The following is a 15629-nucleotide window of genomic DNA, read 5'->3' as shown; positions in this document are numbered from 1 at the left end:
ATTCAGATTGAGGCACTGGATAGGACAGGCCGGAGGTTATCTGAAGGCAGAGATTACGGGCAAAACGCCTGAAAAATTTCTCTCACTCTGCACAGGAGCGGGCATCCGTTTTTGGCATGTGAAACGAAAAAATCGGAGCACTATTGTCTGCTTCCTGACACTTGTAGAGCCGGAACTTTTGAAACCTTTGCTGCGGAAGAGCGGTTGCAGCATAAGAATATTGGAGAAGAAGGGCATTCCATTTTATGTTCGGAAGATGAAAACGAGGCTCGGCGTTGCAGCGGGCCTGGTTCTTTTTATCGCCATCCTGCTTGTATTATCAAACATGGTTTGGGCAATCCAGGTCAAGGGTGCAGATCCGAAACTTGAAGAACAAATCCGCTCTATATTGATAAAAGAACATCTTTATGTAGGGTCGCTGGACTTTTTCGTTCCGGATTCAGGCCAGCTGGAAAGCCTATTGTCGGCAAGGCTGAATGAAGTGACCTGGATTGGGGTCTCACAGGAAGGAACCACTTATAAAATCGATGTCGTTCAAAAAAAATACCCTAAGGAAGTCAAACCGACCGGGCCAAGAAATCTGATCGCTTCGAAACAGGCTGTTATCCATCATCTGTTCGTTGAAACCGGACAACCTGTTGTCGAAAGCAATCAGTTTGTCAAGCGCGGTCAGTTGCTGGTACTCGGAACTATAGGAAACGAGCAAGAACCGCGCTTTGTATCAGCCAAGGGAAAAGTGATCGGGGAAACATGGTATCAGTCAGAGGCAGTTCTGCCCTTGAAGAGCCGCTACACGCTTTATACTGGACATTTATTCCGGATGCACCGCCTTCAATTAGGCGGGCTGATTTTGCCGTTATGGGGATTCAATCAGCACCCTTATCGGGAGTTTGATAAAGAGACAGTGCGCAAGCCGATCCGTTTTCTTATCTGGGACTTGCCGATATCTTATGTACAGATACAGTTCAGAGAAAAGAAGCTGTCCGTTCGGAACCTGACAGAGAAAGAAGCTCTGGCAGAAGCAGAAAAAGCAACTGAACAGAAATTGCTGCACAGTCTTTCGGAAGATGCTAAGATTGTTTCCTCAACGATTGAAAGCAAGACGATTGAGAAAGGCAAACTGATTGTCCACAGCCGCCAGGTTGTGTATGAAGACATTGCCCAGCCCCAGGCCATTGACATTGCCCAGGAGAAGCGAAAATTGAATAATAAACAAAATGCAGGCCAGTGAATTTTTTCATGAAAAAAAGGGCCTCTTTTCTTTCAGAAGGGTTCGTGGTGGGCTCTCCACAAATCAGATTGGAATTCAAACGTTCACATATGGTAAAATGAGAGAAACGTGAACTGCTGTTGAGGGGGATATATAGAGCTTGCCAGAACGCCATTTATATACAGTTGCAATCGACTGGGATAATGCAAACGAAGCAATCATGCTTTTCGGCCCGGGGGATGCTAATCTGAAAATTATTGAAAAGACTCTGGGCATTTCCATAGTAACGCGGGGTGGGGCCGTCAGTGTTTCCACTGAAAATGAAGATGATGTACGGCGGGTTGAGGAAATACTGCGCGCCTTACTTCAACTGATAAGGCGCGGTATTTCGATAACTGAGCGCGATGCTGTCTATGCTTTGAAGATGGCGGCAAACGGTCAGCTTGATCTTTTCGGGAACCTTTATGAAACAGAAATAACAACAAATGCCAAGGGAAAGCCCATCCGCGTCAAAACACTCGGGCAGCGAAGGTATGTGGAAGCGATGAAGACGCAGGACATGGTTTTTGCCATTGGGCCTGCAGGAACCGGTAAAACTTATCTGGCAGTGGTCATGGCCGTTACCGCGCTTAAAGCGGGCAGAATCAAGCGTCTCATCCTGACGAGACCTGCTGTTGAAGCCGGCGAAAATCTCGGTTTCCTGCCCGGGGATCTTAAGGAAAAAGTCGATCCATATCTTCGGCCGCTGTACGATGCGCTTCATGATGTGCTGGGTGCGGAACATACCTTGCGTTTGCTGGAACGTGGCACAATTGAAATTGCACCGCTTGCCTATATGCGGGGACGGACCCTGGAAGATGCCTATGTGATTCTTGATGAAGCTCAGAACACGACCCAGGAGCAAATGAAAATGTTTTTGACCCGTTTAGGCTTTGGTTCAAAGATGATTATTACAGGTGACGTGACACAGGTTGATCTACCCAAAGGGAAAAAATCAGGGCTGAAGACTGCGAGGGAATTACTGATTAACGTCCCCGGAATTGCTTTTATTGAGTTGCAAAGCGCTGATATTGTCCGCCATCCGCTTGTCCAGAAAATTATCGAGGCATATGGAGACTGAGCACAGGCGGTTTATCTCTTCTCCGTTTTTTCAATAATAATCGGCGGCGGTTAAAACGCTTAATTTTGCGGAGGCACGCAATGGCACCATGGAATCGTTTTAGAAACAAACTGAAGGCGTTCTTTGTCAGATATGTCGCCGACTGGGGTATTATTGTCATCGTCGGTGCCGTTCTTTATGTGCTGATGATCGGCACTGTCCTTCCTAAAAATCTCGATGTACGGCTCCATGAAATAGCATCCAGTGACATCCAGTCGCCGATTGACGCCGTAGACACGCAGGCAACCGAGGTAAAAAAGCAGGATGCCATGGGCGCAACACCTTCTGCTTACGTATACAATAAAAATCTCGGATTAATACAGGTTGAAAAAGTAGGGGATCTGTTTGATACTATTTCCTCTGTAAAAAAACAGCTTAAAATCAGCGGGAGCTCTTCACAAGCCGACTTGAAAACTGCCATCGGTAAAATAAATGCCGGGCTATCCAGCGCACCTGATTCTAAGCTTCCCGACGAAACCCTGAAAACACTGCTCATGGCTTCAGACAGAGACTTTCAGATCGCAGAAGACATTACAAGCACAAGTATCTATGAGGCGATGAGCGGCAAGGTCGGATGGAATGATCTGGAACGTGTCCAGAATAAAGCTTCAGCTTCACTGCCCTCCTCTGTCCTGAACGATGAGATGCGGAGCGCACTCAATGTTGTGCTCCGCAATTATATCACGGCTAATTACACTTTCGATGCCACCGCGACCCGACAGAATAAGCAGGATGCCGCCAATAATGTGGACAATGTCACGATCCATCAGGGAGAAGTCATCGTCAGAAAAGGCGAACTGGTGACGAGCGATATGATTCGGCAGCTTAAACTGGTCGGGCTTTTGGATGACCACTTTAATATTGTGCCATTTATCGGCCTCTTTCTTTTTACCGGATTCATCACGCTCGTTTTCTGGTTTGAGTATTACCGGTTTAAAGCGCAGCATCAGAAATATTCACTGAAATACTTGTATATCTACGCTTTGATTTTTCTAGGGGCCACAGTGATCATTAAAATTTGCAGCTATCTCAGGCTGACGCAGGTTTCCGGATTAAGCGACATCATTCCGATTGCAGTAGCCCCATTGCTGATTCGGATGCTTCTGAGTGAGAGAACGGCCGTTGTTACCGGAGTGCTTCTGTCGCTGATCGGCAGCGTAATTTTCGGCAGCAGTACGAGGGCAGCAATATTCGATGCACCGACGGCGATCTATTTACTTTTCTCTTGCCTAGCGGGAGCCTTGGTGCTGCGCAAACGTCAGGTGCGTCCGAAGATTTTTCAGACCGGCGGGATTGTGGCATTGGTCAATATCATGATTCTTTTAGCACTTTTGATGCTTCAGAATACTCCACTCTCACTCGTCGGTACCGGAACGATGCTGATCTTTGCTTTTTTATCCGGTTTTCTTTCAGTTATTTTTGCGAACGGGCTTATGCCCCTGTTTGAAACGGGATTTCGGATTCTTTCGCCGATCCGGTTGCTTGAACTTTCAAATCCGAGTCAGCCTTTGCTGCGGAAAATATTAATTGAGGCTCCAGGAACTTATCATCACAGTGTGATGGTAGCCAATCTTGCAGAGAGGGCATGTGAAGCGATAGGGGCAAACGGCCTTCTGGCGCGAGTTGCTGCATATTACCATGATATTGGAAAAACCAAACGTCCAAAATTCTTTGTTGAAAACCAGCTGGATGGTGTCAATCCTCATGAAAAAATTTCACCGCAGCTGAGCCGGACCATTATTTTTTCTCATCCTTACGATGGGGCGGATATTCTTCGGCAGCACCACATGCCGAAAGAAATTATTGATATCGCGGAACAGCACCATGGAACGACTCTGCTGCGCTACTTTTATGTCAAGGCACAGGAACTGAGTGATCAGCCCGTCCCTGAAAGTGAATTTCGATACCCAGGCCCAAAGGTCCAGACAAAGGAGGGTGCGGTAGTTGAATTGGCGGACAGCATAGAAGCGGCCGTCCGCTCCATGAAAAAACCGACACCCGTCAAGGTGCAAAATCTGGTCAAGAGCATATTCAATGACCGGTTGAGCGACGGACAATTCGATGACTGTGACGTAACGCTTAAGGAATTGAAAATCGTTGAAAAATCTATTGACGAAACACTTCGCGGTGTTTATCATTCACGAATAGAATATCCGAAAGATTTAAAAGTGAAAAAGGTGAGCGGAAAATGACGATGACGATTGATATGCATGATGATACAGAGAAAATCAGTGAAGAACAGCAGCAATGGATAATCCGCCTGATTGATCACGCAGCCGATCTGCTGCAGTTGACGGGTGAAGTCGAGTGTTCGCTAACTTTTGTCGGCAATCCACGCATTCAGGAAATCAATCGGGAGTATCGGGGAATCGATCGTCCGACAGATGTCATTTCCTTTGCACTGGAAGAAATAGCTGATGACGAAGTGCCAATCCTGCCTGAAGAGGGCGAACCGCGGGTGTTGGGGGACATCATTGTCTCAATTGATAAAGCCAGAGAGCAGGCAGCAGCTTATGGACACTCGTTTGAGCGCGAACTGGGCTTTCTTGTCGTTCACGGCCTTCTCCATTTACTCGGATATGATCATACCTCCGAGACAGAGGAAAAAGAAATGTTTGGCCTGCAGGAAAAAATTCTGTCCACATTCGGATTAAACAGGAACTGACAATGGCAAAGTATCAGATCGAAAAGCGGCGGCATAAAAGCCTGTCAAAAAGTTTCAGAGACGCGATATCGGGATTCTGGCTGGCATTTTGCCAGGAACGCAACATACATATCCAGCTTGCTGCCGCAGTTATCGTGGTCGCTTTCTCACTGGCTGTCCATATATCTGCGACGGACATGATGATCGTGATCATACTGATCGGCGGCGTGATCAGTCTGGAATTAATGAATACAGCAGTGGAACGGGTAGTTGATCTCGTGACTCGTGAACGCCACCCGATGGCAAAAGCAGCAAAGGATGCAGCGGCTGCCGCCGTATGGTGGTTTTCCGTAATTGCTGCGGTCATCTATGTCTATATCATTATTGAGACACTGCTATCAAAATGAAAAGGTGAATGCAATGAATGACAGACAATTAATCGAAGCGGCTGAAAAGGCGATGAAAAATGCATATGTCCCCTACTCTCATTTTCATGTGGGAGCGGCTTTACTGACTAAATCCGGGAATGTTTTTACCGGATTCAATATTGAAAACGCTGCATACTCCGTTTGTAATTGTGCGGAACGAACGGCCATCTTCAAGGCCTTTTCCGAAAATGAAAAAGAATACGCGGCACTGGCGGTTATTGCGGCAAGTGGGCGGCCTGTTCCGCCATGCGGCGCCTGCCGGCAAGTGATGAGCGAACTTTGTCCTCCTGATATGCGGGTGATTCTTGCCAATACATCTGGGGATACCCTCATTACAACTGTTGCTGAGCTGCTGCCGGGCGCGTTTCTGTCGGGGGATATGAGCCAATGAGCGAAACATTTAAATCAGGGTTTGCCGCGATTGTCGGCCGACCTAATGTCGGGAAATCCACATTGTTGAATCGTGTCCTCGGCCAGAAAATTGCGATCATGAGCGATAAAGCACAGACCACACGCAATAAGATTCACGGCATTTATACAACGGATAAGGAGCAGGTTATTTTTATTGATACTCCGGGTATCCACAAGCCTAAACACAGGCTTGGAGAAGTTATGACATCAATGGCCCTTGATACACTGAACGAAGTGGATCTTATCCTGTTTCTTATTGATGCAGAACAGGGATACGGCAAAGGTGATCAATTCATTATTGATTTTTTGAAAAAAACGGATTCGCCCGCATTTCTTGTTGTCAATAAAATTGACAAAGTCCATCCGAACGATCTGCTGCCGCTGATCGACCGCTACCGCAGCTTATACGATTTTGCCGAGATTATCCCTTTGTCGGCGCTTCAGGGGCAGAATGTCTCTGCATTGCTTGAACAAATCGGGGACTATCTGCCGGAAGGACCGAAATATTATCCGGAGGACCAGGTTACGGATCATCCGGAAAGATTTATTATATCTGAATTGATCCGCGAAAAAATTCTTCAGCTGACCCGCGACGAAGTGCCGCATTCGATTGCTGTAGTGATCGATCAGATGAAAACTGATGAAAAGCACAAGAAAGCCGAAATTCAGGCAACGATCATGGTTGAACGTTCATCACAAAAGGGTATTATTATTGGTAAAGCCGGAAGCATGCTGAAGCAAATCGGGACACTTGCCCGGAAAGAAATTGAAGCGCTGACCGGGGATAAAATATTTCTTGAGCTTTGGGTAAAAGTGGACAAGAATTGGCGAGATAAGGAAGAGGAATTGAAAAACTTCGGCTATATCAGCCGCGACCAATCATAAAAAATCAACAAAAGGGAGCAATTTCCCGGATTGACAATCATTTCTTCTCATGATTCTACCCATTTCGCAAAAGCTAGTTATGAGGCAGATAAATGGGAAGGATGAAAAATATGCTGAATCTGGATTGGAAAATATTTTGTCTGACAGGCAGTGTCGATTCTTATCTTCTGATCAAAAAAATGGAAAAAGAAAACAAAAAACGGGGTTCGGAGGGGAACACTGCGAATGTCAAGGAAAAAGGTAAGATAAGCTTATCGGGCTGAGGAAACGGGAACCGGGTGATCATATTGATGACCAAAGCTGATGGCGTTATTATTCGTACAACGGACTATGGGGAAAACAATAAAATCATCACCCTTTACACTGCAGAATTCGGGAAAATCGGATTGATGGCAAGGGGTGCGAAAAAGCCTAAAAGCACACTTTCTTCGGTCAGCCATGTGCTTTTCTATGGCCTCTGTCTTTTTAATAAGGGCAGGGGCCTTGGTTCGTTATATCAGGCAGAAACGATTAATCCTTTTCGGACGATGATGTCTGATATCGAAAAAACCGGCTATGCGGCCCTGATTGTTGAACTTACCGATCGGCTGACTGAGGATGGGCAGCCCTTCCCTGCTCTCTTCAGACTGCTCAGAGATACGCTCCTGCTCATCGAAAAGGGAACAGATCCAGCGGTACTTGCGGCAATTTTTTCAATCAAAATGATGAAGGTTGCAGGCATTGATCCTGAAGTAGATCACTGCATTCGCTGCGGAGAGCGGACGACGCCTTTTAAGTTTTCAATTTCCGGGGGCGGTTTTCTGTGCAAAAAATGTGAAGCATCAGATCCTTATGCACTACCGATGACCCCGGCCGTAGCCAAAATGTTTCCTCTGTTTAAGAAAATTCCTATCGGACGGATTGGCCGTGTTTCAGTCAGACCTGAAACAATTGGCGAAATCGAATCCATTATTTATACTTATTATGAACGAAATACAGGCATTAAGCTTCGTGCCAGACGCTTTATCGAGCAACTGTCCAGGCTCCGGCCGAAAGAATAACGGCACTTTGCTTTACCGGATGGAACAGGTTGCGTTCGACGGCAATAAATTTTGGGGGAGAGGGGAAAAAATGGAACTTAACGGACGGCAAACGAGGATCATCGCAATAGTCAGACAGTCCGCCCCCATCACAGGGGAACAAATTGCCGAAAAATTGAATCTCACGCGGGCGACCCTTCGCCCGGATCTGGCCATCCTGACAATGGCTGGATTTCTGGAAGCCCGGCCGAGAGTCGGTTATTTCTATACGGGTCAGACACTCTCATCACTTTTTTCCGAGCAGATACAAAAAATGAAAGTCAGGGACTATCTCTCTTTTCCGGCCGTCGTGAAAGACTCTTCATCGGCCTATGACGCGGTCTGCGACATGTTCAGGGAGGATGTAGGGTCACTGTTCGTCGTGAATGGGAAAGGATTGCTCTCGGGCGTGCTCTCGCGAAAGGACTTGCTCCGTACAGCGATCGGCTCACAGGACATGAATCAAGTCCCGGTCAGTGTCATTATGTCGCGCATGCCTAATATTACTTACTGTCGGAATGACGATTCGGTCATTGCCGTGGCTGAATTGATCATCGATAAACAGGTCGATGCCGTGCCGGTCGTCCGCGACAAAGATGACGGTCTTGAAGTCATCGGGCGGATGACAAAAACAAATATCACAAGTGCATTTGTTAAACTTGCTAAAGGGACTGTCAGATAAAAATGGCCGGGTCCTGCCATTTTCGTTACTTTGATTTGTAAGAATTTTTCCATTCTGAAATCTATCAATTGCATGTACCGAAGCCGTTGGGCTATAATAGATTTTTGTAGATAAACGGAATTTTTGTCACTTTTTTTGACAATATTTGAAAAATAAAAACATAAAAAGACATGCAGGATTTTAAGAAGCGGAGAGAGAATGAATAGAGTGATGAGAAAAATCACGTTATATGTCGATGCGGATGCATGTCCTGTGAAAAATGAAATTCGCTTAATTGCCGGCAGTTTCGGCATCGAGCCGGTTTTCGTTGCGTCATATGCCAGTTTCAGCCAGAATCAGGAATCAAAATGGGTTTATGTCGATCAGCGAAAGGAGGCAGCGGATCTTTATATTGTTAATCATGCTTTCCCCGGGGATCTTGTAGTGACACAGGACATGGGACTTGCAGGTTTACTAACCGGCCGTGGAATTTCCGTTATCTCGATCCACGGAGTTGAGATTGAAGAGCGCCGTGTTCCTGAAATTCTTCACAGAAGGTATCTGGCTTATAAATCATTGCTTGCGGGAAGAAAAATAAGAGGACCGCGCCCTTTTACAGATGAAAACCGCAAGGAATTTTCCGATGCACTGACAAAATTGTTATGCCGATTGGTTCATTAGGATATAAATAAGTAATAATGTTGGTGGTGCATGATGTTTTGCAACTGCAGCAAAAGAAAATCGAGGAAATCAGGAAGTCGCTGGACATCGTCGATATCATTGGCGAATATGTCCAGCTGAATAAACAGGGAAAGAACTATTCAGGCCTGTGCCCCTTTCACAGTGAGCGCACGCCGTCCTTCTCCGTGTCTCCGGATAAACAGCTGTATCATTGCTTTGGCTGCGGCGCCGGAGGAAATATCTTTACATTTATTATGGAGATTGAGGGCATGTCCTTTCCTGAAGCGGTGCAATTTCTCGCTGACAAGGCCAAGATTGACTTGGGAAATTCCCTTTCAGAATCGTCCGCGGGAAGAAACAGGCAAGAGCAGGGCAGAAAACAACTTGTTGATGGTATGGAACTATTAACAAAATTTTATCATTATTTACTCGGATCTGCAAAGTTTGGTTCTCCCGGAATGGAATATTTAACCGCGCGGGATTTCAACAGTGAAATGATCGAACGCTTCAGAATAGGGTATGCGGTAAACAGCTGGGATACGGCAACTGCGCTGCTTCAGAGAAGAAAGGTCAACATGGAGCAGATGGAAAAAGCGGGATTGGTTGCCAAAAGGGGTTTTGACCATCAGTATTTTGATCGCTTTCGAAACCGGATTATCTTTCCGATATTTAATATGAGAGGTCAGACCGTCGCATTCGGAGGCCGGACACTTGGAGAAGAGAAACCGAAATATTTGAATACACCCGAATCACAAATTTTTCATAAGGGAAATATCCTTTATGGTTATCATCTGGCGAGACAGTCCATCCGCAAGAATAATCAGGTGGTTCTTCTGGAGGGGTACGTTGATGTAGTGCGGGCGCATCAGATCGGTGTAACTAACAGTGTTGCTTCGATGGGGACTTCGCTGACTGAGGACCAGGCAGCGGCGCTCTCACGAATGGCAGAAACGGTTATTGTGTGCTACGATTCCGATTCGGCCGGGATTGAAGCCAGTTTCCGTGCAGCCGGTATGCTTCAGGGAGACGGAAAAATCGTTAAAATAGCAAAAATGCCGGAAGGATATGACCCCGATGACTACATTCGCAAGTTTGGCGGCGAACGTTTTAAGAGCGATGTAATAGGGGCTAGCCAAACACTGATGACTTTCAAGATGGACTACTTCCGCAGAAAAAGGAATCTGAGTGATGAAGGAGATCGGCTGCTCTATATCGAAGACATATTAAAGGAAATCATCACCCTGAGAAGGGCAGTCGAGCGGGATCATTATCTCAGGCTGCTGGCGGAAGAATTTTCGATTTCCCTGGATGCGCTGAAGAGACAGGAGATGCAGATGTACAAAGCTGCAAAGCGGCGTGATGAGTCAAAAGAACGGGAAGCAGCTACTGTTGCTGTACCGGGACGTAACCGGCTTGCTCCGGCATATGAAATGGCAGAGCGGAGATTGCTCGCACACATGATGAGAAGCAGGGAGATAGCCGATCGCGTACGGGAGGAAGTGGGTGGTGACTTCTCGCTTAAGATTCATCAGGCACTTGCTGCATATCTGTATGGCTATTATGAGGAGGGTAATCCGCCTGATGAAGGTCTGTTTATTCAGCGGATTGAGGATCCGCGCCTGCAGCAGAAAGCAGCGGAATTATCCATGATACCCATGAACCGGCAGGCAGAGGAGCAAGAAATTGAGGATTGTATCCATCAGGTTGTCAAACATGCAGGAGCGTCAATGATCGCTGATATGGTGGCCGAGAGAAAACAGGCTGAGCAAAGCGGTGACTTCGAAAAAGCCGCACGGCTGCTGTCAGAAATCATTGACAGAGAAAAGCAATTGAACACGGAAAATACCCAGTGAGTATAGTATCTGGAAGGAGGGGGTCAAATGGCTGGTAAAGCGAGCAAGACGGAAACAGAACTGACCGTGGATCAGGAAAAAGAACAGCTTTTTGAATTAGGGAAAAAACGCGGCTCTCTGACGTACCAGGAAATTGCGAACCGTCTTGCGCCATTTGATCAGGAACCGGAACAGATGGATGAATTTTATGAGTCCCTTGCCGATCAGGGCATTGATGTCTCAGATGAATCCGATGGCCCCGGTGCTGATGATAAGAATAAAGAGGAAGAATTTGATTTAAACGATCTGAGTGTTCCGCCGGGTGTTAAAATCAATGATCCGGTCAGAATGTACCTTAAAGAAATCGGCCGTGTCGATCTGCTTTCTGCTGATGAAGAGATTGCTCTGGCGAAAAGCATTAATGCTGGCGATGAAGAAGCGAAGCGCCGGCTGGCTGAGGCCAATCTGCGGCTGGTTGTCAGCATCGCTAAACGTTATGTCGGACGCGGCATGCTGTTTCTTGATCTGATCCAGGAAGGCAACATGGGCTTGATCAAAGCTGTTGAAAAATTCGATTACACCAAGGGCTTTAAGTTCAGCACATACGCCACATGGTGGATCCGCCAGGCCATTACCCGGGCTATTGCGGATCAGGCCAGAACAATCCGCATCCCTGTCCATATGGTGGAGACGATCAATAAACTGATCCGTGTGCAGCGGCAGCAGCTTCAGGATTTGGGCAGAGAACCGACACCAGAGGAAATCGGCAAGGAAATGGAATTATCACCGGACAAAGTCCGGGAAATTCTTAAAATCGCCCAGGAACCTGTTTCCCTTGAAACGCCAATTGGTGAAGAGGACGATTCCCATCTCGGCGATTTCATCGAAGATCAGGATGCGAAGGCCCCCTCTGATGCTGCAGCGTATGAACTGTTGAAAGAGCAGCTTGAAGATGTTCTGGATACACTGACGGACCGGGAAGAAAACGTTCTGAGGCTCCGCTTCGGACTCGATGACGGTCGAACAAGGACACTTGAAGAAGTAGGCAAGGTTTTCGGAGTAACGAGAGAGCGAATCAGACAAATTGAAGCAAAAGCTTTGAGAAAGCTCCGTCATCCGAGCCGGAGCAAGCAGCTCAAAGATTTTCTGGATTAAAATAAATAGGCAGGTTACATGCTCGCTCCCCATCCGGAGCGGGTTTCTTTTTGTTTCATTAACTTTATTCTAAACGATAGTGTAAACGTTATCAATATTAACCGCCTGATGATTTGAACAAACACTCGGAATTCTGTTCATCGCGAAGCCTCTTTACGACTGTTTGGGAATTTTTTCAGAGTGTGATAAGATAACAGACGAAGAAACAGACCGTTGAAATAAGGAAAGTGGTCATGATAAAAATACATTTATCCAGCAGGCTCCTTGCCGTTTTAAATTTTATTCCTGCTGGTTCAAGAATTGCTGATATCGGTTCCGATCATGCCCATCTCCCCTGCCGGGCACTCCAGGAAAAAATAGCGGTAAATGCAATAGCCGGAGAAGTGAGAATCGGCCCGTTCAGACAGTCACAGGCCAATGTGAAAGAGGTTGGGATGGCCGATACGGTTTCAGTCCGCATGGGAGACGGACTGGATGTTATTTCGCCCGGAGAGGTTGACAGTATTGTCATTGCGGGGATGGGCGGCGAACTGATCACGGGAATACTGGAGCGTGGAAAAGAAAAACTGGCTGAGGGCACGACGTTGATTCTTCAGCCGAATATTCGTGAATCGCTCCTGCGAAGATGGCTCTCTGCGGAAGGCTGGAGGATTACCGACGAGGCAATAGTTGAGGAAACACCCCACTTTTACGAAGTGATCCAGGCAAGACGCAATGATTCAGGGAAGATAGAACTGGCGGAGACTGAACAAATGATGGGGCCTGTCCTGATCAGAAACCAGATCCCGGTGTTTAGGAAGAAATGGCTGAAACGGAGCGCTAAATTGCGCCAGGTTCTGGATTCACTTGAAATGACAGAACAGACGAATGCAGTTGCTAAGAAGAAAGAAGAGTGCAGAAATGAAATACAGATGATCGAATCAGTGCTGAAGCGCGGGCAGGACTGAAAGAAATATGGGCAGATAAACACTCGTTTTTCTAAAAGAGCCTGTTTAAAAAGGTGACGAAGGAGGGACAGTCGCAGGCTCAAAATGCAACATCGCGTTGCAACACCTGCACTAGGTCATCCATGAACGTCGGAAGGTCGAGGCGGCGAAGTTTCGAGGATCGGAGCGTACATTGACGCTACGTGAACTAGCACAGGACGTGTACGTATTTTGCGAAAGATCCTTTTAACTAAAGCGGGCGTTGAGATTAGCCGCTGATCATCCGGTAACTTTTTGAACACCCTCTAAAATACCAAAGAAGGTCATCACATGGAACATTGGATCACCGGCCAGCGATTGATTGAGCGATTTGAAGAATGGGCACCCAAAAAGCTGGCTTATGAGAACGACAAAATTGGTCTTTTGATTGGCACACTTGATAAAAAGTTAAAAAAAGTGATGGTGACACTTGACGTTCTTGAAAATGTAGCCGATGAAGCAGCAGACAAACATGTGGATCTGATCATCGCTCATCATCCGATTATTTTTCATCCGCTGAAAACAGTCAGATCGGATCAAGGCCAGGGGAAGATTGTTACCAAGTGCATTAAAAAGGATATTGCCGTCTATGCTGCTCATACGAATCTCGACATTGCCGACGGCGGAGTGAACGATATGCTTGCAGAGCGACTTGACCTGAAAGCAACCGAAATACTTCAGCCAGCTTGCAGCGAACCGCTCTTTAAATTGGTTGTTTATGTACCGGAAGGGCATATTGAAGTGGTCAGGCAGGCAATCGGCGAAGCCGGTGCGGGCGCAATCGGCACCTACAGCTACTGCAGTTTTACTTCAAAAGGGGAAGGGACTTTTCTTCCCGGGACGGGCACACATCCGTTTATTGGCACTCCGGGCAGATTGGAAACCACTGCTGAAGGCAGGCTCGAAACGATTGTCCCCGAACATTTGCTCAAAAGGACGATTGACCGAATGATTGCCGTACACCCGTACGAAGAAGTGGCCTATGATGTTTTTCCTATGAAGAATAAAGGCAAATCATATGGACTTGGAAGGATTGGCAAACTATCTGAACCCGTGCTCTTTGAAGATTACTGTCGCTTTGTCAAAAAGAAGCTGGGCATTGACGGTCTGCGTGCAGTTGGCCCGCTTCAAGAAAAAGTACAGACCGTCGCGGTTTCGGGCGGGGATGGAAACGGTCTGGTGCCGTATGCCAGGCACAGAGGGGCTGATGTCCTTATTACGGGGGACATTTACTATCATACGGCTCATGATGCGCTTCTGGCCGGATTGAAGATCATTGATGCCGGGCATCATATAGAAACAGTCATGAAAAAAGGTGTTCAGCACTATCTGCAGAAAGTGATCCAGCAAGAGTCCAGTGATACGGAAGTAATCGTTTCTGAGGCAGTCACCAATCCATTTCAATTTATGTAAACCTGTAAACTGAAAAAATCCGCTCCGAATTCGTGGAGCGGATTTTTTTCGTATGATACGTGCCCGAACAAATTATTGGGTTTTCTTTACTTCTTTCTGCGGGCGGGCATGATTCAGTTTCACTTTTGGCAAAATATTATTATTCTTTGCGGCTGTACTCTCCGTAGACCATGTGTCAGGGTTGTCCGGATCAAACTGATCAAGAAACAGGATGACTTCTTTTGTGAGCTGGGTCGGTGTCGATGCACCGGCAGTGACGGCTACAGTCCGGGCGTCTTTAAGCCAGTCCGGATTCAATTCTGAGAGATCGGCAATTCTATGGGCAGGGGTCTGCGCAATTTCCTTTGAGACCTGCGCCAGCCTGTTCGAGTTGTTGCTTCTCGGATCCCCGACAACAATAAGTAGATCCGCGTCTTTTGCTTGTGCAGCAACGGCTTCCTGCCTGGTTTGGGTGGCCTGGCAGATTTCATTGCATGACTCGGCCTGCGGATATTTTTCTTTAATATAGTTCATGATCTCGCGAACATCCCACTGGCTCATTGTAGTCTGGTTGGTAATGATGATCTTTTCCGCATCCAGCTTAAGCTGATCGACATCTTCAACAGTTTCGACCAGATGAACGATGCCCGGCGCTACACCAACAGCACCTTCCGGCTCGGGATGCCCTTTTTTCCCAATGTAAATGACATGATAGCCGTCAGCCTTTTTTTCTTCAATCAGCCGGTGGGTTTTCGTTACGTCGGGGCATGTGGCATCAATCGTGGTCAGCCCCTTGGCTTCAGCCAGCGCGCGAACGTCTGGAGAAACACCATGTGCCGTGAAAATTACGGTTCCGTGATCAATCTCCTGCAATAAATCAATTCGTTTCTTTCCACTGGCGTCCAGTGTAATGATGCCTTCGTCCTTGAAAGCTTCGGTGACATGATGATTATGGACGATCATGCCCAATATATAGATAGGCCTTGGCAGACTTTGATCCATTGCAGCTTTCCGTGCAATGACCAGTGCGTCAACAACCCCATAACAATAGCCTCGCGGTGAGACTTTGATAACTTTCACTCTGCACACGCTCCGATCTGTCCTGCTGTCCCTTTGTTTCGCAAACTTTGTACAATATGGGCGCAAAT

At 46.9% G+C, this 15629-nt stretch carries 16 protein-coding genes; 15 read left to right on the top strand and 1 reads right to left on the bottom strand.

Annotation, left to right across the window (positions count from 1 at the left end; genetic code table 11):
* Nucleotides 1–7: 7 nt before the first annotated feature.
* From yqfD to COP04_RS14280, 15 genes are all read left to right on the top strand, one after another.
* Nucleotides 8–1231 carry a sporulation protein YqfD gene (yqfD, locus tag COP04_RS14350; protein WP_100488634.1) on the top strand — a complete coding sequence of 408 codons (1224 nt, stop codon included), beginning with the start codon at nt 8–10 and terminating at the stop codon, nt 1229–1231.
* A 199-nt stretch (nt 1232–1430) separates the two neighbouring features.
* Nucleotides 1431–2330, top strand: a complete 900-nt coding sequence (locus tag COP04_RS14345; protein WP_193437475.1) for a PhoH family protein — start codon at nt 1431–1433, stop codon at nt 2328–2330.
* 80 nt (nt 2331–2410) lie between these two features.
* Complete coding sequence (locus tag COP04_RS14340; protein ID WP_100488632.1) at nt 2411–4561, top strand: HD family phosphohydrolase; 2151 nt, start codon at nt 2411–2413, stop codon at nt 4559–4561.
* Nucleotides 4558–5034 carry an rRNA maturation RNase YbeY gene (ybeY, locus tag COP04_RS14335; protein WP_100488631.1) on the top strand — a complete coding sequence of 159 codons (477 nt, stop codon included), beginning with the start codon at nt 4558–4560 and terminating at the stop codon, nt 5032–5034. Before COP04_RS14340 ends, ybeY begins: the two co-directional genes overlap by 4 nt.
* 2 nt (nt 5035–5036) lie before the next feature.
* Nucleotides 5037–5420, top strand: coding sequence for a diacylglycerol kinase family protein (locus COP04_RS14330; RefSeq protein ID WP_100488630.1), 384 nt, complete (start codon nt 5037–5039; stop codon nt 5418–5420).
* 13 nt (nt 5421–5433) lie between these two features.
* Entirely contained in the window at nt 5434–5832 is a 399-nt protein-coding gene (locus tag COP04_RS14325) for a cytidine deaminase (RefSeq protein WP_100488629.1), read from the top strand.
* Complete coding sequence (gene era, locus COP04_RS14320; protein WP_100488628.1) at nt 5829–6737, top strand: GTPase Era; 909 nt, start codon at nt 5829–5831, stop codon at nt 6735–6737. Before COP04_RS14325 ends, era begins: the two co-directional genes overlap by 4 nt.
* Before the next feature lie 92 nt (nt 6738–6829).
* Complete coding sequence (locus COP04_RS14315) at nt 6830–7000, top strand: YqzL family protein (RefSeq protein WP_420852762.1); 171 nt, start codon at nt 6830–6832, stop codon at nt 6998–7000.
* Between the two features lie 27 nt (nt 7001–7027).
* A complete protein-coding gene (gene recO, locus COP04_RS14310) occupies nt 7028–7777 on the top strand; it encodes a DNA repair protein RecO (RefSeq protein ID WP_100488627.1) in 750 nt (249 codons plus the stop codon).
* Nucleotides 7778–7847: 70 nt separating this feature from the next.
* Nucleotides 7848–8477, top strand: coding sequence for a transcriptional regulator CcpN (gene ccpN / locus COP04_RS14305; RefSeq protein ID WP_100488626.1), 630 nt, complete (start codon nt 7848–7850; stop codon nt 8475–8477).
* A gap of 210 nt (nt 8478–8687) precedes the next feature.
* Entirely contained in the window at nt 8688–9137 is a 450-nt protein-coding gene (locus COP04_RS14300) for a YaiI/YqxD family protein (protein ID WP_239984886.1), read from the top strand.
* A 17-nt stretch (nt 9138–9154) separates the two neighbouring features.
* Nucleotides 9155–10990, top strand: coding sequence for a DNA primase (gene dnaG / locus COP04_RS14295; protein WP_193437423.1), 1836 nt, complete (start codon nt 9155–9157; stop codon nt 10988–10990).
* A 27-nt stretch (nt 10991–11017) separates the two neighbouring features.
* Nucleotides 11018–12124: an RNA polymerase sigma factor RpoD gene (gene rpoD, locus COP04_RS14290; protein WP_100488625.1), complete on the top strand. Its 1107-nt coding sequence runs from the start codon at nt 11018–11020 to the stop codon at nt 12122–12124.
* A gap of 233 nt (nt 12125–12357) precedes the next feature.
* Nucleotides 12358–13071, top strand: a complete 714-nt coding sequence (locus tag COP04_RS14285; protein ID WP_100488624.1) for a tRNA (adenine(22)-N(1))-methyltransferase — start codon at nt 12358–12360, stop codon at nt 13069–13071.
* Between the two features lie 309 nt (nt 13072–13380).
* Nucleotides 13381–14502, top strand: a complete 1122-nt coding sequence (locus tag COP04_RS14280) for a Nif3-like dinuclear metal center hexameric protein (RefSeq protein ID WP_100488623.1) — start codon at nt 13381–13383, stop codon at nt 14500–14502.
* A 72-nt stretch (nt 14503–14574) separates the two neighbouring features.
* Here COP04_RS14280 and COP04_RS14275 read toward each other — a convergent pair whose 3' ends face one another.
* Nucleotides 14575–15561: a 4-hydroxy-3-methylbut-2-enyl diphosphate reductase gene (locus COP04_RS14275; protein WP_100488622.1), complete on the bottom strand. Its 987-nt coding sequence runs from the start codon at nt 15559–15561 to the stop codon at nt 14575–14577.
* Nucleotides 15562–15629 lie beyond the last annotated feature (68 nt).

Origin of the sequence: Sporolactobacillus pectinivorans (assembly GCF_002802965.1) — a bacterium.
In the GTDB taxonomy this organism is placed as follows: domain Bacteria; phylum Bacillota; class Bacilli; order Bacillales; family Sporolactobacillaceae; genus Sporolactobacillus; species Sporolactobacillus pectinivorans.
This window is presented reverse-complemented; position numbering and strand designations above follow the sequence as displayed.